Source organism: Aeromonas diversa CDC 2478-85, assembly GCF_000819805.1.
GTDB lineage: Bacteria > Pseudomonadota > Gammaproteobacteria > Enterobacterales > Aeromonadaceae > Aeromonas > Aeromonas diversa.
Genome location: NZ_CDCE01000029.1, coordinates 503,572 through 524,418, shown reverse-complemented (window position 1 = coordinate 524,418; position 20,847 = coordinate 503,572). Strand labels below are relative to the sequence as shown.

The 20,847-nt window shown below is 59.5% G+C and carries 23 protein-coding genes; 2 read left to right on the top strand and 21 right to left on the bottom strand.

Annotated elements, in window-relative coordinates; translation table 11 throughout:
- Positions 1-57 precede the first annotated feature (57 nt).
- Both BN1121_RS11905 and BN1121_RS11900 read right to left on the bottom strand, forming a co-directional pair.
- A complete protein-coding gene (locus BN1121_RS11905; protein WP_005357718.1) occupies positions 58-375 on the bottom strand; it encodes a hypothetical protein in 318 nt (105 codons plus the stop codon).
- Entirely contained in the window at positions 354-2,423 is a 2,070-nt protein-coding gene (locus BN1121_RS11900) for a reprolysin-like metallopeptidase (RefSeq protein ID WP_231553030.1), read from the bottom strand. The genes BN1121_RS11905 and BN1121_RS11900 overlap by 22 nt, the downstream gene beginning before the upstream one ends.
- 181 nt (positions 2,424-2,604) lie before the next feature.
- On the opposite strand from BN1121_RS11900, the gene BN1121_RS11895 reads away from it, so the two are divergent.
- Positions 2,605-3,816: an RsmB/NOP family class I SAM-dependent RNA methyltransferase gene (locus tag BN1121_RS11895; protein ID WP_005357712.1), complete on the top strand. Its 1,212-nt coding sequence runs from the start codon at positions 2,605-2,607 to the stop codon at positions 3,814-3,816.
- 64 nt (positions 3,817-3,880) lie between these two features.
- Here BN1121_RS11895 and BN1121_RS11890 read toward each other — a convergent pair whose 3' ends face one another.
- Entirely contained in the window at positions 3,881-4,216 is a 336-nt protein-coding gene (locus tag BN1121_RS11890; protein ID WP_005357709.1) for a Grx4 family monothiol glutaredoxin, read from the bottom strand.
- Positions 4,217-4,502: 286 nt separating this feature from the next.
- Here BN1121_RS11890 and sodB point away from each other — a divergent pair, with 286 nt between their 5' ends.
- Complete coding sequence (gene sodB, locus BN1121_RS11885; RefSeq protein WP_005357707.1) at positions 4,503-5,087, top strand: superoxide dismutase [Fe]; 585 nt, start codon at positions 4,503-4,505, stop codon at positions 5,085-5,087.
- An 85-nt stretch (positions 5,088-5,172) separates the two neighbouring features.
- Here the strand turns inward: sodB and BN1121_RS11880 are convergent, their stop codons facing one another.
- From BN1121_RS11880 to BN1121_RS11795, 18 genes are all read right to left on the bottom strand, one after another.
- A complete protein-coding gene (locus tag BN1121_RS11880; RefSeq protein ID WP_043157943.1) occupies positions 5,173-5,988 on the bottom strand; it encodes an MlaA family lipoprotein in 816 nt (271 codons plus the stop codon).
- An 83-nt stretch (positions 5,989-6,071) separates the two neighbouring features.
- Positions 6,072-7,319 carry a c-type cytochrome biogenesis protein CcmI gene (ccmI, locus tag BN1121_RS11875; protein WP_005357702.1) on the bottom strand — a complete coding sequence of 416 codons (1,248 nt, stop codon included), beginning with the start codon at positions 7,317-7,319 and terminating at the stop codon, positions 6,072-6,074.
- Positions 7,316-7,783 carry a cytochrome c-type biogenesis protein gene (locus BN1121_RS11870; protein WP_043157948.1) on the bottom strand — a complete coding sequence of 156 codons (468 nt, stop codon included), beginning with the start codon at positions 7,781-7,783 and terminating at the stop codon, positions 7,316-7,318. Before BN1121_RS11870 ends, ccmI begins: the two co-directional genes overlap by 4 nt.
- Entirely contained in the window at positions 7,783-8,313 is a 531-nt protein-coding gene (locus BN1121_RS11865; protein ID WP_005357696.1) for a DsbE family thiol:disulfide interchange protein, read from the bottom strand. Before BN1121_RS11865 ends, BN1121_RS11870 begins: the two co-directional genes overlap by 1 nt.
- Positions 8,310-10,265, bottom strand: a complete 1,956-nt coding sequence (locus tag BN1121_RS11860; RefSeq protein ID WP_005357692.1) for a heme lyase CcmF/NrfE family subunit — start codon at positions 10,263-10,265, stop codon at positions 8,310-8,312. Before BN1121_RS11860 ends, BN1121_RS11865 begins: the two co-directional genes overlap by 4 nt.
- Positions 10,262-10,756, bottom strand: coding sequence for a cytochrome c maturation protein CcmE (ccmE, locus tag BN1121_RS11855; protein ID WP_005357689.1), 495 nt, complete (start codon positions 10,754-10,756; stop codon positions 10,262-10,264). The genes BN1121_RS11860 and ccmE overlap by 4 nt, the downstream gene beginning before the upstream one ends.
- Positions 10,753-10,959 (bottom strand): heme exporter protein CcmD, encoded by a 207-nt coding sequence (ccmD, locus tag BN1121_RS11850; protein ID WP_005357686.1) that lies wholly within the window; start codon positions 10,957-10,959, stop codon positions 10,753-10,755. The genes ccmE and ccmD overlap by 4 nt, the downstream gene beginning before the upstream one ends.
- Positions 10,960-10,961: 2 nt before the next feature.
- Positions 10,962-11,702: a heme ABC transporter permease gene (locus BN1121_RS11845; protein WP_005357678.1), complete on the bottom strand. Its 741-nt coding sequence runs from the start codon at positions 11,700-11,702 to the stop codon at positions 10,962-10,964.
- Positions 11,703-11,824: 122 nt separating this feature from the next.
- Complete coding sequence (gene ccmB / locus BN1121_RS11840) at positions 11,825-12,493, bottom strand: heme exporter protein CcmB (RefSeq protein ID WP_005357675.1); 669 nt, start codon at positions 12,491-12,493, stop codon at positions 11,825-11,827.
- Positions 12,493-13,131 carry a cytochrome c biogenesis heme-transporting ATPase CcmA gene (gene ccmA / locus BN1121_RS11835; RefSeq protein ID WP_152424721.1) on the bottom strand — a complete coding sequence of 213 codons (639 nt, stop codon included), beginning with the start codon at positions 13,129-13,131 and terminating at the stop codon, positions 12,493-12,495. The genes ccmB and ccmA overlap by 1 nt, the downstream gene beginning before the upstream one ends.
- Positions 13,132-13,273: 142 nt before the next feature.
- Complete coding sequence (locus BN1121_RS11830; RefSeq protein ID WP_005357670.1) at positions 13,274-13,666, bottom strand: DUF2802 domain-containing protein; 393 nt, start codon at positions 13,664-13,666, stop codon at positions 13,274-13,276.
- A gap of 9 nt (positions 13,667-13,675) precedes the next feature.
- Positions 13,676-14,164 carry a chemotaxis protein CheW gene (locus BN1121_RS11825; RefSeq protein WP_005357667.1) on the bottom strand — a complete coding sequence of 163 codons (489 nt, stop codon included), beginning with the start codon at positions 14,162-14,164 and terminating at the stop codon, positions 13,676-13,678.
- A 62-nt stretch (positions 14,165-14,226) separates the two neighbouring features.
- Positions 14,227-15,057: a chemotaxis protein CheW gene (locus BN1121_RS11820; protein ID WP_005357664.1), complete on the bottom strand. Its 831-nt coding sequence runs from the start codon at positions 15,055-15,057 to the stop codon at positions 14,227-14,229.
- Positions 15,054-15,848: a ParA family protein gene (locus tag BN1121_RS11815; RefSeq protein ID WP_005357662.1), complete on the bottom strand. Its 795-nt coding sequence runs from the start codon at positions 15,846-15,848 to the stop codon at positions 15,054-15,056. The genes BN1121_RS11820 and BN1121_RS11815 overlap by 4 nt, the downstream gene beginning before the upstream one ends.
- Before the next feature lie 4 nt (positions 15,849-15,852).
- Positions 15,853-16,767: a flagellar motor protein MotB gene (locus BN1121_RS11810; protein WP_005357660.1), complete on the bottom strand. Its 915-nt coding sequence runs from the start codon at positions 16,765-16,767 to the stop codon at positions 15,853-15,855.
- A 2-nt stretch (positions 16,768-16,769) separates the two neighbouring features.
- Positions 16,770-17,510: a flagellar motor protein gene (locus BN1121_RS11805; protein WP_005357659.1), complete on the bottom strand. Its 741-nt coding sequence runs from the start codon at positions 17,508-17,510 to the stop codon at positions 16,770-16,772.
- Complete coding sequence (locus BN1121_RS11800; RefSeq protein WP_005357658.1) at positions 17,507-18,628, bottom strand: protein-glutamate methylesterase/protein-glutamine glutaminase; 1,122 nt, start codon at positions 18,626-18,628, stop codon at positions 17,507-17,509. The genes BN1121_RS11805 and BN1121_RS11800 overlap by 4 nt, the downstream gene beginning before the upstream one ends.
- 35 nt (positions 18,629-18,663) lie before the next feature.
- A complete protein-coding gene (locus tag BN1121_RS11795; protein WP_005357657.1) occupies positions 18,664-20,838 on the bottom strand; it encodes a chemotaxis protein CheA in 2,175 nt (724 codons plus the stop codon).
- Positions 20,839-20,847: the final 9 nt, after the last annotated feature.

Below are 20,847 nucleotides of genomic sequence, written 5' to 3'. Positions count from 1 at the left end.
AACCGAGAAACCAAGCGGGGAGGCTCTCGCCTCCCCGCTATCGTTACCGAGTCCCGGTCACTTCGCCACCGGACAGTGCGACAACATCCGCCGGTTATATTCCACCGCGTAGGCGAGCCGCTTGTTGTACGCCTCACGCTGCTCGGGACGGACCACATCCCCCAGCCCCTCCAGGGTGCGCACACCACAGCGCGCCTTGGCCTCTGCCTGCTGCTCGGCCGAGATACCGGGCGCCACCTGACCGCGCCCGGCGCGCACGATGATCCGGGTATCGCCGGCGCGCACGCTCGCCGCCACATCGGCACTGGGCCCCTCGGCCTGTGCCTGGCAACCCCCGAGCAGGGCCAGCAGGATCAGCGCCCGCGCCGACGCCACAGGGCACCTCCTGTCAGCAACAAGCCAAAGAGACCCAGGGCGCCACCACCACCGCCACCGGACGAGCTGCTGCTGCCATCGGTGCCGCCCGGCGTGCTGCCGTTGTTGCTTCCATCTGTGCTGCCCGTCCCACTATCGATCACTGACAGGCTTGGCGAAAGGGCGAAGAAGGGGCGGCTGCTACATGCGACCCTGAGTCTGACCATGGCACCGACCCCGACCGGCAGGTTGACACTGGCCGACCCACTGTTGGGCACCCCTGACGCCAGGGTGACCCAGCTTGCGCCCTCATCGGCCGTCAGGGCAATATCCACCCTGGCACAGCTAATCGGCGGCAGATCTGTGCCCCCGACTTGCCAACTGACCGTGTTGCTCGCACCACGGCGGAGCGCAGCCGACGAGGTGACGGCAAAGGGCGCCGGGGTGACCAATACTTCGACCGCCTTGTCATCGCTGGTGACGCCGCCCTGGTCATCCCTTGCCGTCAGACGGAAATGGAGGGTGCGATTGGTAGTGGGCCAGGCCTCCCCCTTGATCAGGGTGCCGGTCAACAGTGAGTCAAACGCCGGCAGGGTGCGCTCGGGTAAGGCCGTCGGCAGCTGGAAGCGAAACAGGGGGCGGGTACCGTCATCGATCATGGTCTCGGGACTGCTCGACTCGTTCCCCAGGTCGATCTGCTCCCAGCTATAGGTCAGCGTATTGCCATCGGGGTCGCTGCCGCTCCCCTTCAGCACGAAGGGGGTATGTGCCGGGATCACAGTGTCTGCCCCGGCGTCGACGATCGGTGGCCGGTTGCCTGAGGCCACCGCCGTGCCACAAGATGGCACGGTGGCGATGTGGGCCTTCATCTGCTCGATAGACTTGCTGTGAAAATAGGGATCACTGGTGGCTTGTAGGTTCTCATCGACACTGCCATCAGCACAGATCCCGGCGTAGGCCATGATGGTGCTGCCACTGCCCGGCTCCCAGGCCTGGGCGGCGGCACGGTTGCCACCACCGCAGCTGCCCGTGGAGCCGTTGAAGGTATGCTCGGCACCAAGCTGGTGACCTATCTCATGGGCCACATAGTCGATGAAGAAGGCATCTCCGACTGGTGTCGGAGCTCCCGTCATGCCACCGGCCCGGTTTTCGTCGGTGCAGAGCACCCCGAGCAGGGCCAAGCCTCCCCCCCCCGTGTTCAGCACATGGCCGATGTCATAGGCCCCGATATCGCCACGAGCGAACGCATCGCGCTGTACCTCGATGTTCTTGCTGACATCGTCGGCATCGTAGGGGCTACTCAGCCCATCGATGTAGTCAGGATTATCGCCGTTATAGAAGGGATCTGTGGCCGGGTTGGTAAAGATGAGGTTGTCGTTACCACTGACCAGTTGGAATTCGATGCCGAGATCGCGTTGATAGACCTGGTTGACCCGATTGAGCAGGGTCACAATGGCGGCCATGGCCAGGGGCTTGGAGCCACCAAAGTACTGGGTATATTCGCCGGCGGCCGACATGGCGATGGCGTAAGTGCGCAGCTCATTGCCCTGACTGACGACCTGGCGAGCAAGGCGCGCCCTGGCACTGCCGATAACACGATCGGCCTCTTCATTGAGGCGGCTATGGGCATCACTCTGGTCATAGACGGCGTAGCGGCCACCGGGTAAAGGGTCGACATAAATGAGGCGCCCTTGATGGGTAAACATGGCATGAAACCCGTTGGGGCCGATGTCAAAACGCCCACTCTGGCCGGGGTCGTTACTCCCCTGCCCCTTGAAGGCGCGAATGTCGGGATAGCGGGCGGCGAGATCCGCCGGCAGCAGATCGTAGGCACTGAGGGTGAAGGCTACGCTCCCCCCCTCGGGAAGCGGCAACTCGAGTCGGGTTTGCCCCCGAGATAGGCCGGCCAAATAGTCATCGGCAGCGCTCACCACCCGGTACTGGCTGGCACGCACCTCACCGCTGGCCTCGGCGCTGCCCCGCGCCGCCACTGTGTGCCACTGGGCAGCCATGGCTGGCTGAATCGAAAACACCAGGGTGGCTGCGACCCACCCGGCAAGCCTGCTCATCTTTGGGCTCATTGCGTAATCCTTCACAACTTGTTGTTATCAAAAGGGGATTTCTATCATCTACCCCTCACAGGTCTGAGTCTAGCGATTCGACCCCACGCAACCTCAATGGGGTGAAGGTTGCACCCCAAGAGTCTAGTCCCTATCATTGCGCGGTTTTCATTGGCCAAGGTTAATTCACATGCTCAAGTCCCCCCTGCATCCGCGCCTCGGTGATCTGGTTGCCGCCCTGCTCGACGACGTGCTCAATCAGGGCATGCCCCTCGATCGCGCTTACTCTCGCCGCTTCTCGGGGCTGAGCCTCAAGCCGTTCGAGCAGGCTCGCGTCGCCCTGGTCACCGGCGATCTGCTGCGCCGTCTCAACCTCTACTGCGCCTTGGCCGGTGTTCAAGTGCGCCAGGCCGGCAAGATGGGCTGGCCCCTGCTGCTGGCGTGGCACGCCTTCCACCGCATCCCCATGCCCAACCACCGCAGCCTGGATCGCTTCAAGGAAGAGACCTTCCGTTTCCGCCTGCAGGATGCCAAGAAAAACCCGGCCTTGATGGACGGCTGCCCGGCCTGGCTAGACAAACTCGGTAGCGAGCAGCTTGGCGAAGCCTGGCCGCGCGAGCGCGCCGCCCTGGCAGAAGCCCCGAAGCGGTTCGTGCGCGTCAACACCCTCAAGGGTGACAAGACCGCTCTGCTCACCCAGCTGAAGAAGGAAGGGGTGGAGGCCCGTGAGGTCGAGGGGGTTGATACCGCTCTGGAGATCACCTCTGACGCCGCCCTGTTCAAGACCAAGGCGTTTCAGAGTGGCCTGTTTGAGCAGCAGGACGCCGGCTCCCAGAAAGTGGCCGCCGCCCTGGCCGTTGAGCCCGGCATGCGTGTCATCGATGCCTGCGCCGGTGCCGGCGGCAAGACGCTGCACATCGCCGCCGCCATGCAGGGTAAGGGCCGTCTCATCGCCATGGATGTGGAGCAGTGGAAGCTCGATAACCTTAAGGAGCGTACCCGCCGCGCCGGGGCACACAACGTGGAGACCCGCCTCATCGAGGACAGCAAGACCATCAAGCGCCTCAAAGAGAGTGCGGATAGGGTGTTGCTGGACGTTCCCTGTTCGGGCCTTGGGGTGCTCAAACGCAATCCCGATACCAAGTGGAAGGACACCGCCGAGCGCCTCGCCCCTCTGGTGGCCCTGCAGGCGGAGATCCTCGAGAGCTACAGCCGCATGGTGAAGGTGGGCGGTATCCTGGTCTACGCCACCTGCTCCATCCTGCCGATGGAAAACCGCGGCCAGATCGACGCCTTCCTGGCCAAGAACGACCGCTTCCGCCTCATTGAGGATGAGTCCATCAGCCCGGCCGACAGCGGCTTCGACGGCTTCTACCTGGCCCGCCTCGAGCGCATCGCCTGATTCTGGCAAGCGCCCAACAAAAAAGGAGCCCTCGAGCTCCTTTTTTGTTGGCGTGACGCGGCGCTTAGGCTTCGTCTTGCTTGTGCTTGGCTGCCGCTTCCTTGATCAGGGTCTGCAGCTCGCCGGCCTGGTACATCTCCAGCATGATGTCGCAGCCACCGATCAGCTCGCCTTCCACCCACAGCTGGGGGAAAGTGGGCCAGTTGGCGAACTTGGGCAGCTCGGCGCGGATGTCCGGGTTTTGCAGAATGTCGACGTAAGCAAACGGCTCGCCACACGCCATCAGAGCCTGGGAGGCTTGGGCGGAGAAGCCGCAGCTCGGCAGCTTGGGAGAGCCCTTCATGTAGATGATGATGGGGTTTTCGGCCAGCTGTTGCTTGATCTTTTCGATGGTTTCCATGAATGCCTCACATTGCACTTTGTTGTCGGCCATTCTACCCCAAGGCTCGATAACCATAAACGTACAATACGAAGGGTTATGAGCCTTTCCACGCCATCAGGAACATAAATTGACCGGGATCATGGCACGTGCCGCCGGTTGTGGCCGTGACCGCTATGCTGTTACAATCCAGCCATAGAACGAAGGCAATATCCCTATCTTTTTAATAAGATTTCTTTTCCATAGCGAAAAGAAACCGCAATGTCGTGCAACCATCGCCCCGGCGATCGCCAATGGAGAGTAGACAATGGCATTCGAACTTCCCGCTCTGCCCTACGCAATCAATGCACTGGAGCCGCACATCTCTCAGGAAACCCTGGAATACCACCATGGCAAGCACCACAACACCTATGTGGTGAATCTGAACAACCTGGTTCCGGGTACCGAGTTTGAAGGCAAGTCTCTGGAAGAGATCATCAAAACCTCCAGCGCCGGCATCTTCAACAACGCCGCCCAGATCTGGAACCATACCTTCTACTGGCACTGCCTCTCCCCGAACGGCGGTGGCGAGCCCACTGGCGCCCTGGCTGACGCCATCAACCAGGCCTTTGGCTCCTTCGCCGAGTTCAAGGATGCCTTCACCAAGTCTGCCATTGCCAACTTCGGCTCCAGCTGGACCTGGCTGGTGAAGAAGGCCGACGGCACCCTGGCCATCGTCAACACCTCCAACGCCGGTTGCCCGCTGACCGAAGCCGGTGTGACCCCGCTGCTGACCGTTGACCTGTGGGAACACGCCTACTACATCGACTTCCGCAACCTGCGTCCGAAGTACATGGAAGCCTTCTGGGCTCTGGTCAATTGGGACTTCGCCGCCAAGAACCTGGCAGCCTAAGACTCGGTAGAGAAACGCCCCGCAGTGCGGGGCGTTTTTTTATGAGCTGATACCAAGACAGAGGGGCGCCACTGCGCCCCTCTCCTCATTCGTCGATCTCGTCCATGTAGTCGTCGAGATTGACCTCTTCCTTGCCCTTGGCCGGCTGCGCATCGGGCTTGAAGGCCTTGCCATCCACCTTGGACTGGTTGTACTGCAGATAGAACCCTTTGGTGAGGCTGTAGGGATCGAGGGCGTTATCGATGATCGGCTCCTGATCGATGAGTTTGGCACGCGTGCCCACTCCGTCGAGGGCCCAGTGGGCCACCTTGAGGGGGAAGGTCAGCAGGGTATAGGGGAAATAGAGTACATCTATGGTATCACCGACCAGTTCTCGGGTCGTGGTGGGGCCATAGACGGGCACCATCACATAGGCCCCCTCGCCGATATGCATACGTCCAAGCACGGTCGCCAACTCGAGATTATTTCGCTCCATCCCGAGCTGCTTAGCCACATCGAAGATACCGAGCAGACCGACCGTGGTGTTGAGGGTGAAACGCCCCAGGTTGGTGCCGGCCCCTTTGACGTCGCCACTGATCAGGTGGTTGACCAGGCTACTCGGCTCGTTGAAGTTTTCGACCAGGTTCTCGATGCCGGTCTTGACCGACTCGGGCACATAGTCGGCGTAAGCGTGCACCACAGGACGCGCCACATAGGGTTCGAGCACATCATAGTTGACCGCCCACATGGCGCGGTTGGCCCCCTCGAACGGGTCCTTTGGATCGCTTGCGGTGCTCACCGCCTTGGCGTTGGGGGAAGATCCCGCAGGATCGGGCAGGCTGGGGGAAGCCTCCTTGGGGGGGCCGCCGGCACAACCGGCCATTAGGAGGAAAGGCAATAATGCCGCCACTCTCAGTTGCATTGCTGACACCATGACAGTTGCTGGTCTCTATTTATTGTATATGGAATGAGCACAGCCCCATGAGGGGCTGCGCAAAAGAGGTATTAAAGGGGGTCAGCGATGCGAATGTCAATCGATGTTGGCAGAGGCGCCTGAGTATTGACCGGCGCTGAGCGGCCCTCGAAGGCACCCGTCTTCTCCATCACATTGCCACTCGGCGAGAGGCGAGCCTTGAACTGCAGCGCAGGATAATCTGCCAGCTTGCCTCCCTGCATCATGGCGTCGCTATCGCTCAACGTCACCTTGAGCGGGAAACTGGGGTTGGCGATACGCTGCACGGCAATCGGCATGGGTGGACCATTGGGCACCACGGCAAAGATGAACAGGAAGCCCTGCGAGGGCACCTTGACCCCCTCTCCCAGCGTCACTGTCACGGGGAAGTGAAGACCGCCGGCCACCGCCTGCTGGGCGGTACCGTGCGTCACCTCACTCTGCCCCCGCTGAGCCATCTTCTGGCGGGCAAAGTCGATAGAGCGCTCGATCATCTGGTAGCGCGGCGTGCCAGGCTCCATCAGGGGGAGCATTGACTGCCAACGCTGCAGTGCCGTGGGGTAATCCTCTTTTTGCAGGGCCATGAAGGCATAGACGGAGAGGGCTTCGAGATTCTTGGGGTCGCGCTTTATCGCCTCCTGGAGCAGGGTATCGGCCCGTGCCTCATCCCCGTTCATCATCAGGGCCTGAGCGTAGGGAACCACGACCAGTGCGGGATCCGGCGCGAGACGATGGGCCTTGTCCAGCGCCTGTAGAGCGGATTCGGGATCCTGCCCGTCGAGCAGCAAACGCCCGAGCAGCAGCCAACCGCGATAATCTTCACCGTCGCTCTGCAGCTTGGTTCGCAATGCCAGAATGAAGGCCTGCAGATCCTGCTCGGTCACATTGGCATCGCGTTCGACCAGAATGCGGTTGCTCAGCTCCGCGAGCCGAGCCGAGGTTTCATGCCACACCTTCACCTCGCGCCAGGCACCCAATTGCAGGTAGAGGCCGACGCTCATCACCAGAAGAACCAGCACACCCGGCAGCCAGAGCAGGCTGCGACCGTTGCGCGCCCCCTGCTCCACATCGGGAATATCGTCGAGCAGGCTGCGCTTGAGCTCAAGCTCTGTCTCGGGCTCCTCGCCGAGCAGCCCCTGATCACGCTCCTCACCAAGCTCAGCCAGACGGCGACGATAGAGTCGCTTGTTGAGCTCGGTACGAGTGAGCCCCAGCTCTCCACCGCCCTGCCACAGGGGCAGGATCAGGGCTGTTGCGGCCAGGGCCAGCAACGCCAGGGCAGCTATCCAAAATCCGATCATGCTTTCTTGTCCTTATCGAGCAGACGCTGAAGGCGGCGCTGCTCCGCCTCGCTCAAATCCGTGTTCTTCTCTTGTTGGCTGCGGCGGCTACGCCGCACCACCACCATGACCCCGATAAGGATCACGGCGAAGGGGCCAGCCCAGAGGATCAGGGTGGAGGCCATCAAGGGGGGGTCATAGAGGATGAAGTTGCCGTAACGAGCCACCATGTAGTCGACCACCTCTTCCTTGCTCTTGCCGGCGCGCACCATCTGATAGGTCTTGTCGCGCAAGTCCTTGGCAAGGCCGGCGTTGGAATCGGCAATATCCTGGTTTTGGCACTTGGGGCAACGCAGCTCCTTGGTCAGCTCACGAAAGGTCTGCTCTTGGGCATCGCTGTCGAAGTTGTAGACGTCGATATCGGCGCGAGCCGCAGTGCTCATCCCCAGCAGGGCAAAGGCAAGGGCAAAGAGGGCTGCTCTCATCATTTCATCCCCTCATAGATGGCCTTAAGACTGCTGTCCCACACCTGAGGGTTGATGTCCCCCACATGGCGATAACGGATGATCCCCTTGCTATCGATGAAGAAGGTCTCGGGCGCACCATAGACCCCCAGATCCAGCCCCAGCATGCCGTCCGGATCATAGAGTGTGACTTGGTAGGGATTACCCAGCTCCTTGAGCCAGCCAATCGCCTTGTCGCGCTCATCCTTGTAGTTCATGCCGATGATGGCTATCCCCTGGCCGGCCAGCTGCTTGAGGTACTCGTGCTCCGAGTAGCAGGTCGGACACCAGGTGGCCCAAACGTTGAGCAACATGGGACGCCCGGTCAGCAGGGAGCGATCGTGCTGTTTATTGAGATCGAAGATGTCCTGCAGGGTGAACACAGGCACTTCCTGCCCCACCAGCACAGACTCAAGCTTGCGTGGGTCAGAGTAGAGACCGCGAAACAGAAAAACGGCCCCGAGCAGGAAGACGACAAAGGGGATCAGAAACAGCCAGGTCTTGCGGCTCATGCCTTGGCTTCCTCCTCACGACGATTGAAACGATAGCGCCCATCAAGCATGGCCAGCAGGCCACCGAGGGCCATGATGAGGCCACCGACCCAGATCCAGCGTACGAACGGCTTGTAGTAGAGACGCACGGCCCAGGCCTTGTCATCGAGCGGCTCGCCGAGGGCGGCGTAGAGATCACGGGTGAACCCCGCATCGATGGCCGCCTCTGTCATCGGCATACGGGTGACGATGTAGTTGCGCTTCTCGGGCTTGAGTAGGGCCACCTGGCGGCCATCTTGATAGACCTCGATCACGCCCTTGAAGCCGTGATAGTTGGGGCCATCTTTCTGGCGGATGCCGGTGAAAACAAACTCATAGTCGGCGAAGGTGGCGCGATCCCCCGCTTGCATGCGCAGATCCTTTTCGATGCTGTAATTTTGCGTGCAGGCGATGCCGATGATGGTGACGGCCAGCCCCACATGACCGAGGATCATGGCCCAGTGGCTGTTACCCAGCTTGCGAACTCCCTCGCCAAACGAGTGGCGATGGGTGGCGCGGGCCCAGGTCTCCTGGGCGCTGGTGATGATGATCCAGACCCCAAGGCCGATCCCCAATGCGGCCCAGGGCTTGACGCTTTCGGCAAACATCAGGGGCAGACCGATGGCCGCAATCAGGCTCAGGACCAAGGCTACGATGACCTTGCCGCGGATATCGGCCAGCTCCTGACGACGCCAACGGAACAGAGGGCCGACCCCGAGTAGCAAGGCGAAGGGGATGATGAGCCAGCTGTAGATATGGTTGAAGAAGGGGGTACCGATGGAGATGCTGCCAAGCCCGAGCTCCTTGTGCACCAGGGGAAGCAGGGTGCCGATCAGCACGGTAAGCAGACCCGCCATCAGCAATATGTTATTGCCAAGCAGCAGGGTCTCACGACTCAACAGCTCATATTTTCCGTGGCTACGAACCTGCCCCCCCTTGAAGGCATAGAGCAGCAGGGAGGAGCCGATGACGGCCAGCAGGAAACCCAGGATGAAGAGACCGCGGGTCGGATCCGAGGCAAACGCATGAACCGATACCAGCACGCCGGAGCGCACCAGGAAGGTGCCGAGCAGACTGAGGGAAAAGGCCGAGAGCGCCAACAGCACGGTCCAGGCCTTGAAGGTGGCGCGCTTCTCACTCACCGCGAGGGAGTGCAGCAGCGCAGTACCCGCCAGCCAGGGCATGAAGGAGGCATTCTCTACCGGGTCCCAGAACCACCAACCGCCCCAACCGAGCTCATAGTAGGCCCACCAGGAACCCAGGGCTATCCCCAAGGTCAGGAAGATCCAGGCAGCCATGGTCCAGGGACGTGACCAACGTGCCCAGGTGGCATCGAGACGCCCCGTCAGCAGGGCCGCGATGGCGAACGCAAACGCGACAGCGAAGCCCACATAACCCATGTAGAGCATGGGGGGATGGAAGATGAGTCCAGGGTCTTGCAGCAGCGGGTTGAGATCACGTCCGTCCACCGGATAGAAGGGCAGAGTGCGGGTGAAGGGGTTGGAGGTAAACAGAACAAACGCCGTGAAGCCCACCGCGATCAGCCCCAGCACGCCGAGCACCCGGGCCACCGCATCGAGCGGCAGGCCACGGCTGAAGCGAGCCACGGCTGCAGTCCAGCCGCCCAGGGTCAACACCCACAGCAGCAGGGAGCCTTCGTGAGCCCCCCATACCGCCGAGATGCGATAGGCCAGCGGCAGCAGGCTGTTGGAGTTAGTGGCTACATACTGCACCGTGAAGTCGTTGTCGATGAAGGCCCAGGTCAGGCAGGCAAACGAGACCAGCAGGGCAAAAAACTGGGCATAGGCGAGCGGCCGCGCGGCCTTCATCATGCCCAGACGCCCGTAGTGAGCGCCGAGCAAAGGGTAAGTACCGAGCAACAGGGCCACGGCAAACGAGAGAATGAGGGCAAACTGGCCCAACTCAGGGATCATTGATGGGTTCCTTTCAGCTGGGCCTCGGTGTATTCGGGCTTATAGTGCTGCATCCCCTTGAGGGCATCGGCCACCTCGGGAGGCATGTAATTCTCGTCGTGCTTGGCCAACACCTCGAAGGCATCGACTGTGGCGGCATCGCGCAGGTTACCCTGAGCGACTATCCCCTGCCCCTCGCGGAACAAGTCAGGCAAGATTCCGTCGAAGTGAACGGTGACTAACCCACCACCGGCATCCACCAGCTGGAAACTGACCTTGAGGCTATCGCTGGCCCGTTTGACCGAGCCGGGTACGACCAAGCCCCCGATGCGCAGACGCTGTCCGGGCTCAGGCTTGATCTTCTCGGGCCCTTTCCCCTGCACCAGTTCACTGGGCGTATAGAAGAGATCGATATTCTGACTCAGGGCATAGAGCACCAAACCGATAACGCCCCCCAGTCCCAACACGATGGCCAGCAGGATGGACAGGCGCTTCTTGCGTCTCGGGTTCATAGGGTGTTCTCCATGGACTGGGCAGCCTGACGACGGGCCTCCCGAGCCTCTTTGCGACGCAGCTCGCCAAGCAGTTGCTTGCGCTTGAGGCGTGTAGTGATGACGATGGCGACCAGAGAGGCCAGTGTAATGCCAAAGGAGAGCCAGACGTAGAAGGCATACCCCCCCATGGCGAGGAAATCGGCAACAGAGGCAAAGTGCATGATTACTTCTCCTGCTGGGCGATGGCCTTCACCCAGGGGCGATTCCATTCGCGCATCAGCAACTCATTACGAAAACGCATCAGGGTGACGGCACCGAGAAAAGCCGCAAAGGCCAGGATCATGATAAGCAGCGGCCAGAGCATCTCGGAGGAGATGGAAGGCTTGGCAAACTTGGTAATGGTGGCCCCCTGATGCAGGGTGTTCCACCACTCTACCGAATAATGGATGATCGGCAGATTAACGACGCCCACCAGGGCGAGAATACTGGCCGCCCTCCCCGCCAATACCTTATCGCTGAACGCCGTGTAGAGGGCGATCACACCCAGATAGAGAAACAGCAAGATGAGCTCGGAGGTAAGACGCGCATCCCACACCCACCAGGCTCCCCACATGGGTTTGCCCCAAGCCGCCCCGGTGACCAGGGCAATAAAGGTGAAGACGGCGCCGACCGGGGCGATGGCCGCCACCGTCATGTCGGCCATTCGCAGCTGCCACACCAGGCCGATGAAGGCGGCGACAGCCATGGTCGAGTAAGCCCCCATAGACCAGATGGCAGAAGGCACATGAATATAGATGATGCGAAAAGAGTCCCCTTGCTGATAATCCGCCGGGGCAAACGCCAACCCCCAGACCAGTCCAACGGCAAAGGCGATCACGCTGATCGCCGCAAACCAGGGCAAGAGCAGCCCGGCCAGGGCATAGGCGCGCTCAGGCTTGGCATAAGGGTGCAACCATTTCCACATAGCTCACAGTACCTTAGAGTTATTAAACGTCCGGTCGAGGGGCTACCTTACCGGCTAAACAGGTATAAAAAATACCTCTATTGGATTAAGCGACAGACTCCTTGATCCATCGCAAACCCAGGTTAATTCATGCTCACCCGCAAGGCGGCCGACATGGCCAGGGGCGTCAGGGTTAAGGCGCCGAGCAGCATGGCACCCAGTATCGCCAGTTGACCCCCATAGGGTAGCCCCATACCGGCCGCATCGATCGCCGACGTGGCGAAGATGAGCACAGGAATGTAGAGCGGCAGGATCAACAGGCTCAGCAGCACGCCTCCCCGACGCAGCCCTACCGTCAGCGCCACCCCAACCGCACCGAGCAGGCTCAATACCGGGGTCCCAAGCAACAGGGTGAGGGCCACGGCCTGCCAGGTGGCCACATCCAGAGAAAGCAGCAGGGCAATCAGGGGCGAGAGCATCAGGAGCGGCAGACCGGTGAGCAACCAGTGCGCCACCACCTTACCGAGTGCCAATACCCCAAGTGGTGCAGGCATCAGCATCATCTGCTCGAGGGCGCCATCGGCGAAATCATCGCGAAACAGCCGCTCGAGAGAGAGCATGGCCGAAAGCAGGGCGGCCACCCAGATGATCCCGGGGGCAATGCGCGCCAGCAGTGCAGGCTCGGGCCCGATCCCCAAGGGGAAGAGGGTGATGACGATAAGAAAGAACCAGAGCGGGTTCAGGATCTCCGATCGCTGCCGCATGGCCATCAACAGCTCACGGCGGATCACATGATAGAGCGCGGCGAACATCAGTTGGCTCCTTGTAGTTGGTGGCTCAACACGACGGTGCGCAGCCGCTCGCGGGCCAGGCTCATCTCCTGGTGAGTGGTCAGCACCACCATGCCACCGCGATCCGCATGCTCGAGAAAGAGGCGCTCAAGCACCTTAACTCCCTGCTTGTCGATGGCGGTGAAGGGCTCATCGAGGATCCACAGAGAAGGCGTTTCACTTAACCAGAGTCTGGCCAGTGCGACGCGGCGCTGCTGCCCAGCAGAGAGTTGACCACATGGGGAATCCTCGAATCCGGCCAATCCAACCCGTGCCAGCACCTCCCACAGATCGATCTGTGCATCGGGATGGTGGATCCGCTGATAGAAGGAGAGGTTCTCGAAGGCGGTCAGATTGGCCTTGGTACCCGGATGATGCCCCAGATAGAGCAAGCTGGCATGGTATTCATCGCGACACTGACGAATATCCTCGCTGCACCAGCTTACATGTCCCGCAAACGGCAGGGAGAGACCGGTCAATAGCCGCAGCAAGCTGGTTTTTCCAACACCATTGGGCCCTTCGACCTGGACCACGTCACCCGGCCCGACCGAGAAAGAGAGTGACTCGAAGAGCGTCCTGTCTTCGCGAACACAGGTCAGTTGATGAGCTTGCAGCATGATGTCAGGGTCAATTGGTAATGGCCGGCGCAGTGTACCACAAGAAGCCCGGCAACATTTTCAAACCACTGTTGGCCAATAGTAAAAAGTGTGATCTGGAATGAACAATAAAAGAGGGGAAGCCCTGGCTTCCCCTCTGTGAAAGTTATCGGCCTTTTCGTAATGAAATCAACAACTCGGCCTCTGCTTTCGGGAGCTCACACTCGCTCATCAACTCGTCGACATCCGCGCCGAGTTCGACCATCTTGGCCGCACGGCTATAGAGACGACGATCCGGGTCTTGCAGAGTCAGCTCTTGCTGGTGCTCCTGAAGCTTATGGATCTCCCCTTCCACGCCTTGCAACCGGCGCCCCATGCCAATAGTCCCGGAATGAAGCTCAGTCAGCTGCTTACGCAGGCTCTCCATCTTGCCAAGCAGGCTATCACGCTCCGCCTGCGCCTGTTCACGATGACGGCGATAAACGACCCATAATGCAAGACACACGCCCCACGATAGCAAGGAAGCGCCCAGGGCCAACCAAATGATCAACGATTGCAATGTCTATCCTCAAAGCGAACCAATGTCTTCCCACTCTTCATCGGTCAGCAGCTTGTTGAGATCGACCAGGATAAGCAGCTGGCCGTCCCGGTTGCTTACGCCCTGAATGAACTTGGCACTCTCTTCGGTACCCACAGCCGGGGCCACGTCGATTTCGGAAGAGCGCAGGTAGACCACTTCGGCCACACTGTCGACCATGATGCCGATCACCTGCTTCTCAGCCTCAATGATGACGATACGCGAGTTTTCACTCACCTCGGCTGGCGGCAGGCCAAAACGGGAGCGGGTATCGATGACGGTGACCACATTACCGCGCAGATTGATGATCCCCAGTACATAATCGGGAGCCCCAGGAACCGGCGCAATTTCTGTATAGCGGAGCACCTCCTGAACCTGCATCACATTGATGCCATAGGTTTCATTTTCCAGCTGGAAGGTCACCCACTGAAGCACCTCATCTTCGGCTAGGTTCTGTGCAACATTGCGCTTTTCGCTCATCGTCGTGTTCCTTGTATGAATACGTCTTAGGTAAAACTAGCAATAAAAAAGCAGGACTGCTCCTAACGCCCCTCGATATTGACGCCCCGCTCGAGCAGACGCAGCAGCTCATCAACATGCAGAAGAGCACACTTCTTTTCCTTGACCATGCCCGCCAGCCAGGGGCGTTTTCCCTCCTGATGGCGCCATTTGACCTGATCGTAATGTAACCGCTCTGTCCCTTTGAGATAATGACATGAAAGGCCCCAATTTGAGTCCCCCAGTGTGATCAGGTAATGATAGGGCGGCATATCCGTATGAGGATTATCTGGCATCACCCACAGGGCCGTATCGACCACCTTGAGCTTCTCCTCGCGCATCGTCATCAAACCACTGAACCAGGGCGCCTGACCAAAAATGGACGTGACCTCAGAGATACGATGTATCCCGCCCAGTTCACTCAAGGGCACCGCGAAAGTCACACCGGACACATCGAAGAAGAGCGCCTGGAATTCACTGCCTGGCTCAATGTTCTGCCATTGAGCCGCCTCCGATTCGGATTCAAAGGCGGTCTCTTCGGCGACACTCGTCGTCTCAACAACATCGCTAACGGGAGGCGCCACCACTGGCGCAACGGCCACTTCCTCCGCCTCGATGGCCAGCGACTGCACCTCCTGATGGGTGATCGCTTCCATCTCCTCTTGCACCTGGCCAACCTGGGACAACAGCTCGGCCAGACGCTCGCGACGCTCCGGCTCCTCAAAGTAGGGCCGAGGGGTAACTCGAGTCTCTACGGCGACTAACCGTCTTGGCTCGGGAGTGGGCTCAAGCTCAAGCGCGGCAGCCTCCTCTTCCTCGAGCAAGAGAGAATGGAAATAGTCATCCATAGCCCGGATTTGAGTAGACTGGCTCACTGGGCTACCTCCAACCGAATACGCTTCTCCAGCGTATCGAGATATTGCAGAAGGGTCTGATAGGCATAAGTTCCACGACTACCCGGCGCATAGATAGAAGGGGGTACATGCAGCAGACTCGCATCGCGAAACTTGGTATCGATAGGGATAACGGAAGGCCAGACGGCATCGCCGTACTGATCCTTGATGGACTTGAGGGTCATCAAGGAGGCGCGGGTGCGCTTGTCGAACATGGTTGGCACTACGGTATATTTGAAACCACCCTTCTTGGAACGTTGCATGATCTCAAAGGTCTTCATCATGCGCTCCAGCCCCTTGAGTGCCAGAAACTCGGTCTGAACCGGCACCAGAATACGATCACACGCCGCCACTGCATTGACCATCATCACACCCAGCACGGGTGGGCAATCGATGATGGCGTAGTCATAGCGATCCTGGACCTGAAGAAGAGCTCTTTTGAGAACCAACCCCATCCCCTCCCGATTGCCCATCACTCTGTCCAGGGTGGCCAGTGTGATGGACGCTGGCAAGAGGCTGATGTTGTCGAACTTGGTTTTGAGCGTCAATTTATCGACAAGTTCAACCGTGGGGCGCGTCGCCTGAAACAGTTCATACAGGGTCGCATCCAGCCCGTCCGAATCGTAATCCAGATACGAGGTGAGGGACGCGTGAGGGTCGGTATCGATGAGCAGCACGCGCTTACCTCGCTGGGCAAGAATACCGGCCAGCGATACGACGGTCGTCGTCTTGCCAACCCCACCCTTCTGATTCGCCACCGTCCACACTATCACGTTGTCATTCCTGCCTTGTCGTTATGCGTATACCGCCGCCGGGTAATTCAATGATCTTCACGTTGTTACTATCAATCGGAGCCGGCTCTTCCTTTGGTGGTCCCTCAGGATTCGCCGCCTTAGTGACTGCGGTGGGCGCCGGCTTCCAGGCATAGCGAGACAACGCAACGACCACTTTCCGGTTCTGTGCCCTGCCCGCTTCGCTGTCGTTCTCGCTCCAGGGGGAGAACTCACCGTACGCCTCCATGGCGAGCCGATGGGGATCAATACCGTGACCTGCCAACGCCTCGAGGATCACACCCGCGCGAGCGGCGGACAACTGCCAATTCGAACGGAAAATTTCATTGTTTATCTGTTGGTTATCCGTATAGCCCCGGACCCTTACATAGTTATCGACCGGTTTAATAATTCTTGAGACCGCATTGATGACCGGCGCTGCATTCAGGCTGGGAGTCGCACTCCCGCTGGCAAACAAGAGGCCCGAATTGAGCTCTATGGTCAGCCACTCATCATCACGGTTGATCTTGACGAGGCCAGACTCAACCAGCGAGCCCATCGCCTGCCCCAACTGTGCATCAATATCTGCAAGAGCCGCGCCATCTTGCTGGGACTTAATCATTGATTGCGGGGCAGAAGACTCGGTTGGCAGCAAGGTGGGCGTGGCATCACCGGCGATGGCGGGCACAATGGCAGAGCCTTGCGCCTCCAATATGCCCTCTCCTTGCGGCACTGTCATTGCAAACGCTTGGGTGACCCCATCGAGCACCTCTCTATACTTCTCTTTGTTGACCATTGCCACTGAATAGAGCACGACAAAGAGAGCAAAAATGAGCGTCATGTAGTCCGCATATGAAACCAACCAGCGGTCCAAATGCTCGCGGCCACGCAGATGGAGAGTCGGGCGACGGCGACGCGGCATAGTTACTCTCCCTTCAAGTAAATCTGCAAACGCCTTCTGAGCTGAGGGGCACTCTCTCCGTGGGCGATACCAAGCAGGCCCTCCAGGGTCATCTCCTGAAAGAGCTGCTGATGGTAATGGAAGGCCCGCAGACGATTAGCCACAGGCAGGTAGAAGAGGTTCGCCAAGCCCACCCCATAGATGGTGGCAACGAAAGCAACGGCAATACCGGCGCCCAGCTCGGCGGGCTGCTCTAACTTGACCATCGCCTGGATAAGCCCTAGCACAGCACCTATGATGCCGATGGTCGGACTATATCCCCCCATGGATTCGAAGACGCGGGCACTGTGCTCGTTACGCTCCTGTTCGACCATGATCTCAGCCTCAAGGAGATCCCTCATCCGCTCCAGCTCAACCCCGTCAACCAGCATCCCCAGACCCGCCTTGGTAAAGGGTTCACGCTCTTGATCCGATTGCTCTTCAAGTGCGAGCAGACCATGCTGTCGGCCCCGCTGAGCCCACGCCTCCAGTCGACTCGCCTGAGATTCAAGATCCAGCGCAGGGGGAATGAATAACCAGCCAAACTGCTGCAGCGCCCGCTTTAGATAAAGGGCAGGCGTCTGCAGTATGACGGCACCCAGAGTGCCACCGACAACGATAAGAAATGCGGGGCCATCGACCAAATTCCAGAGCGAGCCACCATGCCACTGCTGAGCCAACGCAATGCAGCCCAGTGCAAGCAGCAATCCAAGCCAGCCTGTCATTGGCGTCCCAACTCAACCAGAATACGCTGAGCGACTTTATCGAGAGGGAGGGACTCACTGGCGATGCCGGCCTTCGCCACGGCTTGGGGCATCCCATACACCACGCAGCTGGCCTCATCCTGTGCCCATATGGTTGATCCCTGCTCCTTGAGCAGGCGAGCACCATCGCGTCCGTCAGCCCCCATACCGGTCAACACGATCGCCAACACCTTGTCGCCGTGAGACTTGGCCGCAGAGGCAAAGGTTATGTCGACGCAAGGCTTGTAGTTCACCTTGTCATTTCCATCGATGATCCGCAAACGGGCTGAATTACCGCGACCGTCAATGAGCATCTGTTTACCACCAGGCGCCAGATAGGCCTGACCTGGTCTTAGCACATCCCCATCGGCAGCCTCTTTGACCCCGATCTTGCACAGCCCATCGAGACGGGCGGCAAAGGCCGCAGTAAAGGTGGCAGGCATGTGCTGAATGAGCAGGATAGGGTGTGGGAAATCCGCCGGTAGCTTGGTCAGGACAGCCTGCAACGCAACGGGTCCACCCGTCGATGTGCCAATAGCAACCAACTGATAGGTTTTCCCAGAGCGCTTGAAGCTCACCGGAGCGGCTGGCATTGCGCGCTCAGGCACTGCACGAGCCGGTGCCGCAGGCGTCAACGCGGTGCGCGCCCCAGCCGAGGCCGGCTCAGACACTGGACGAGAGCGAGCAGCCCCCATCATGAATCGCTTGCGCGAAATCTCTTTAACCCGCTGCTGCAACAGGTTGACGGCTTCTTCCTTGTCGCGGGCGATGTCCTCAAACTTCTTGGGCAAGAAGTCGAGTGCTCCTGCGTCGAGGGCATCGAGCGTCGCTTTGGCACCTTCGTGGGTGAGCGAAGAGAACATCAGGATAGGCGTCGGACATTTCGCCATGATCTCGCGCACGGCACTGATACCATCCAATACCGGCATCTCAATATCCATGGTGATGACATCGGGACGCAGGGCAAGAGCCTTGTCGACGGCTTCACGACCATTCTGGGCCGTGTCTATCACCGTCATCAAAGGGTCTTGGTTGATGATCTCGGTAACGCGGCGCCTAAAGAAGCTCGAGTCATCTACAACCAGTACTTTTACGGCCATTCTTGTTCTTATAACTCCCTTGGGTCGCCGGCACCTCAGTGCCGGCGAGCGTAGGCCTTAAGCAGGCTAGGAACATCAAGGATCAGGGCTATACCGCCATCACTGGTGATGGTCGCACCCGCCATACCGGGCGTACCTTGCAACAGCTTGTCCAGAGGTTTTATCACGACCTCTTCCTGACCGATGAGGTTGTCCACTACGAACCCGATTTGCTGGGTTCCGATCTGAACGATCACCACATGCCCGGCATCCTGACGCGTCTTGTAGTGGCGATTACCGCGGATCAGCCACTGTTGTAGATAAAACAGAGGGATCGCCTTCTCGCGCACTATGATGGTGAGCTGGCCATCCACCATGTTCGCCTTCTTGAGGTCCAGATGGAAAATCTCGTTCACACAGCTCAAGGGCAGAGCAAAGGTCTGTTCACCGACCTCGACCATCAGGGTCGGCAAGATAGCCAGCGTGAGCGGCACCTTAATCTCGAGACGAGTCCCTTTCCCTTTCTGTGAGTCGATATGAATCGAACCATTGAGGCTGATAATGCTGGTCTTGACCACATCCATACCGACGCCTCGGCCCGAGATCTCGGAGATCTCTTTCTTGGTCGAGAAGCCAGCGGCGAAAATAAGGTTATAGGCCTCATTGTCCGTCATGCGAGCCGCCGCATCGGCATCCAGTACCCCACGATCAATCGCAATGGCCTTGAGCTTCTCAGGGTCCATACCGGCGCCGTCATCTTCGATGCAGAGCAGAATATGATCCCCCTCCTGCGAGGCACTCAGGGTGATGGTTCCCTGACGGGGTTTCCCGGCAGCCGCGCGGACATCAGGCATCTCGACACCATGGTCGCAAGAGTTACGCACCAGGTGAACCAAGGGATCGGCGAGCGCCTCGACCAAGTTCTTGTCCAAATCGGTCTCTTCACCGATGAGCACCAGCTCGATCTCTTTTTTGAGCGAACGAGCCAGGTCACGAACCACACGGGGAAAACGACCGAACACTTTCTTGATCGGTTGCATCCGCGTCTTCATCACCGCCCCTTGCAAGTCGGCAGTGACCACATCCAGATTCGCGACGGCTTTGGACATGTCTTCATCGTTGCTGGCAATCCCCAGGCTCACCAGACGATTGCGTACCAGCACCAGCTCGCCGACCATGTTCATGATCACATCCAGCGTCTTGGTGTCGACACGCACCGTGGTGTCGCCTTGAGCGGCGGCGCTCTCTTTAGCGCTTTCGGCTGGCGCGGCGGCCTTGGCTGGTGCAGGCTTGCTCTCGCTCTTCGCGGCCACCGGCTGCGGCGCCGGTTTTACCTCGGGCTGAGCCGGAGCCGGCTTGGGCGCCGCAGCTGCTGCGGTCTTGGGAGGTTCCGGTGCATCCTTGGCGGTGGGGCCCTGTCCCGAGCCATGCAACTGATCGAGAAGACGTTCGAACTCGTCATCACCGATGAGTTGATCGACCTCACGCTGCACATCCTTCAGGGGGTTAGGAGCAGGAGCTCCGCCGTGCGCTCCCTTACCATGGAGCTGATCAAGCAGCGCCTCAAACTCGTCATCGGTAATGTCGCCACTCTCGGATTGGACTGCCGGGCGAGCCGTCACATTGGTCGTCGTCGGGCTCTTACCTGCACCGTGCAACTCATCGAGCAGACGCTCAAACTCGTCGGAAGAGATTTCGTCAATCCCTCCTTGAGTCCCCGGCTCCATGGGCATCGGCTCAGGGACTGCGGCAACCGCCTCCTGCACGACCGCCGGCTCAGGAGCCGGCGCATTGGGTGCGGAACTTCCTCCGGAAGAAGCGGTGCGAAGCTGCTCTTCCCCTTCAGGCTTACACAGCTCGTGCAGGTCATGAAGCAGATCATCCGAAGCGGGGCTAGGTTGCTCCCGGTTTTGGACCTGGGTAAACATCTCGTTGATGGCATCCAACGCCTGCAGGATGACATCCATCAGCTCGGGCGTGACTCGTCGCTTGCCATTGCGCAGAATATCGAACACGTTTTCCGCGCCATGACAAGCATCAACCAGCTCGGCCAGAGAGAGAAAACCGGCACCACCCTTCACGGTGTGAAATCCGCGGAAGATGGCATTTAGCAGGTTACTATCGTCCGGCCGTTTCTCGAGATCTACGAGCTGCTCTGACAGTTGCTCCAAGATTTCGGATGCCTCGACCAGAAAGTCCTGCAGTATGTCCTCATCAACTTCAAAGCCCATTCGTCACTC

Coding starts and splice junctions, on each gene's coding strand:
- BN1121_RS11845 (WP_005357678.1), bottom strand. CDS start 11,702: ATGTGGAAATGGTTGCACCCTTATGCCAAGCCTGAGCGCGCCTATGCC.
- sodB (WP_005357707.1), top strand. CDS start 4,503: ATGGCATTCGAACTTCCCGCTCTGCCCTACGCAATCAATGCACTGGAG.
- BN1121_RS11890 (WP_005357709.1), bottom strand. CDS start 4,216: ATGGAAACCATCGAAAAGATCAAGCAACAGCTGGCCGAAAACCCCATC.
- ccmB (WP_005357675.1), bottom strand. CDS start 12,493: ATGTTCGCCGCGCTCTATCATGTGATCCGCCGTGAGCTGTTGATGGCC.
- BN1121_RS11865 (WP_005357696.1), bottom strand. CDS start 8,313: ATGAGCCGCAAGACCTGGCTGTTTCTGATCCCCTTTGTCGTCTTCCTG.
- BN1121_RS11800 (WP_005357658.1), bottom strand. CDS start 18,628: ATGGCCGTAAAAGTACTGGTTGTAGATGACTCGAGCTTCTTTAGGCGC.
- ccmD (WP_005357686.1), bottom strand. CDS start 10,959: ATGCACTTTGCCTCTGTTGCCGATTTCCTCGCCATGGGGGGGTATGCC.
- BN1121_RS11805 (WP_005357659.1), bottom strand. CDS start 17,510: ATGACAGGCTGGCTTGGATTGCTGCTTGCACTGGGCTGCATTGCGTTG.
- BN1121_RS11895 (WP_005357712.1), top strand. CDS start 2,605: ATGCTCAAGTCCCCCCTGCATCCGCGCCTCGGTGATCTGGTTGCCGCC.
- BN1121_RS11880 (WP_043157943.1), bottom strand. CDS start 5,988: ATGCAACTGAGAGTGGCGGCATTATTGCCTTTCCTCCTAATGGCCGGT.
- ccmE (WP_005357689.1), bottom strand. CDS start 10,756: ATGAACCCGAGACGCAAGAAGCGCCTGTCCATCCTGCTGGCCATCGTG.
- BN1121_RS11795 (WP_005357657.1), bottom strand. CDS start 20,838: ATGGGCTTTGAAGTTGATGAGGACATACTGCAGGACTTTCTGGTCGAG.
- BN1121_RS11860 (WP_005357692.1), bottom strand. CDS start 10,265: ATGATCCCTGAGTTGGGCCAGTTTGCCCTCATTCTCTCGTTTGCCGTG.
- BN1121_RS11810 (WP_005357660.1), bottom strand. CDS start 16,767: ATGCCGCGTCGCCGTCGCCCGACTCTCCATCTGCGTGGCCGCGAGCAT.
- ccmI (WP_005357702.1), bottom strand. CDS start 7,319: ATGATCGGATTTTGGATAGCTGCCCTGGCGTTGCTGGCCCTGGCCGCA.
- BN1121_RS11825 (WP_005357667.1), bottom strand. CDS start 14,164: ATGAGCGAAAAGCGCAATGTTGCACAGAACCTAGCCGAAGATGAGGTG.
- BN1121_RS11900 (WP_231553030.1), bottom strand. CDS start 2,423: ATGAGCAGGCTTGCCGGGTGGGTCGCAGCCACCCTGGTGTTTTCGATT.
- BN1121_RS11870 (WP_043157948.1), bottom strand. CDS start 7,783: ATGAGAGCAGCCCTCTTTGCCCTTGCCTTTGCCCTGCTGGGGATGAGC.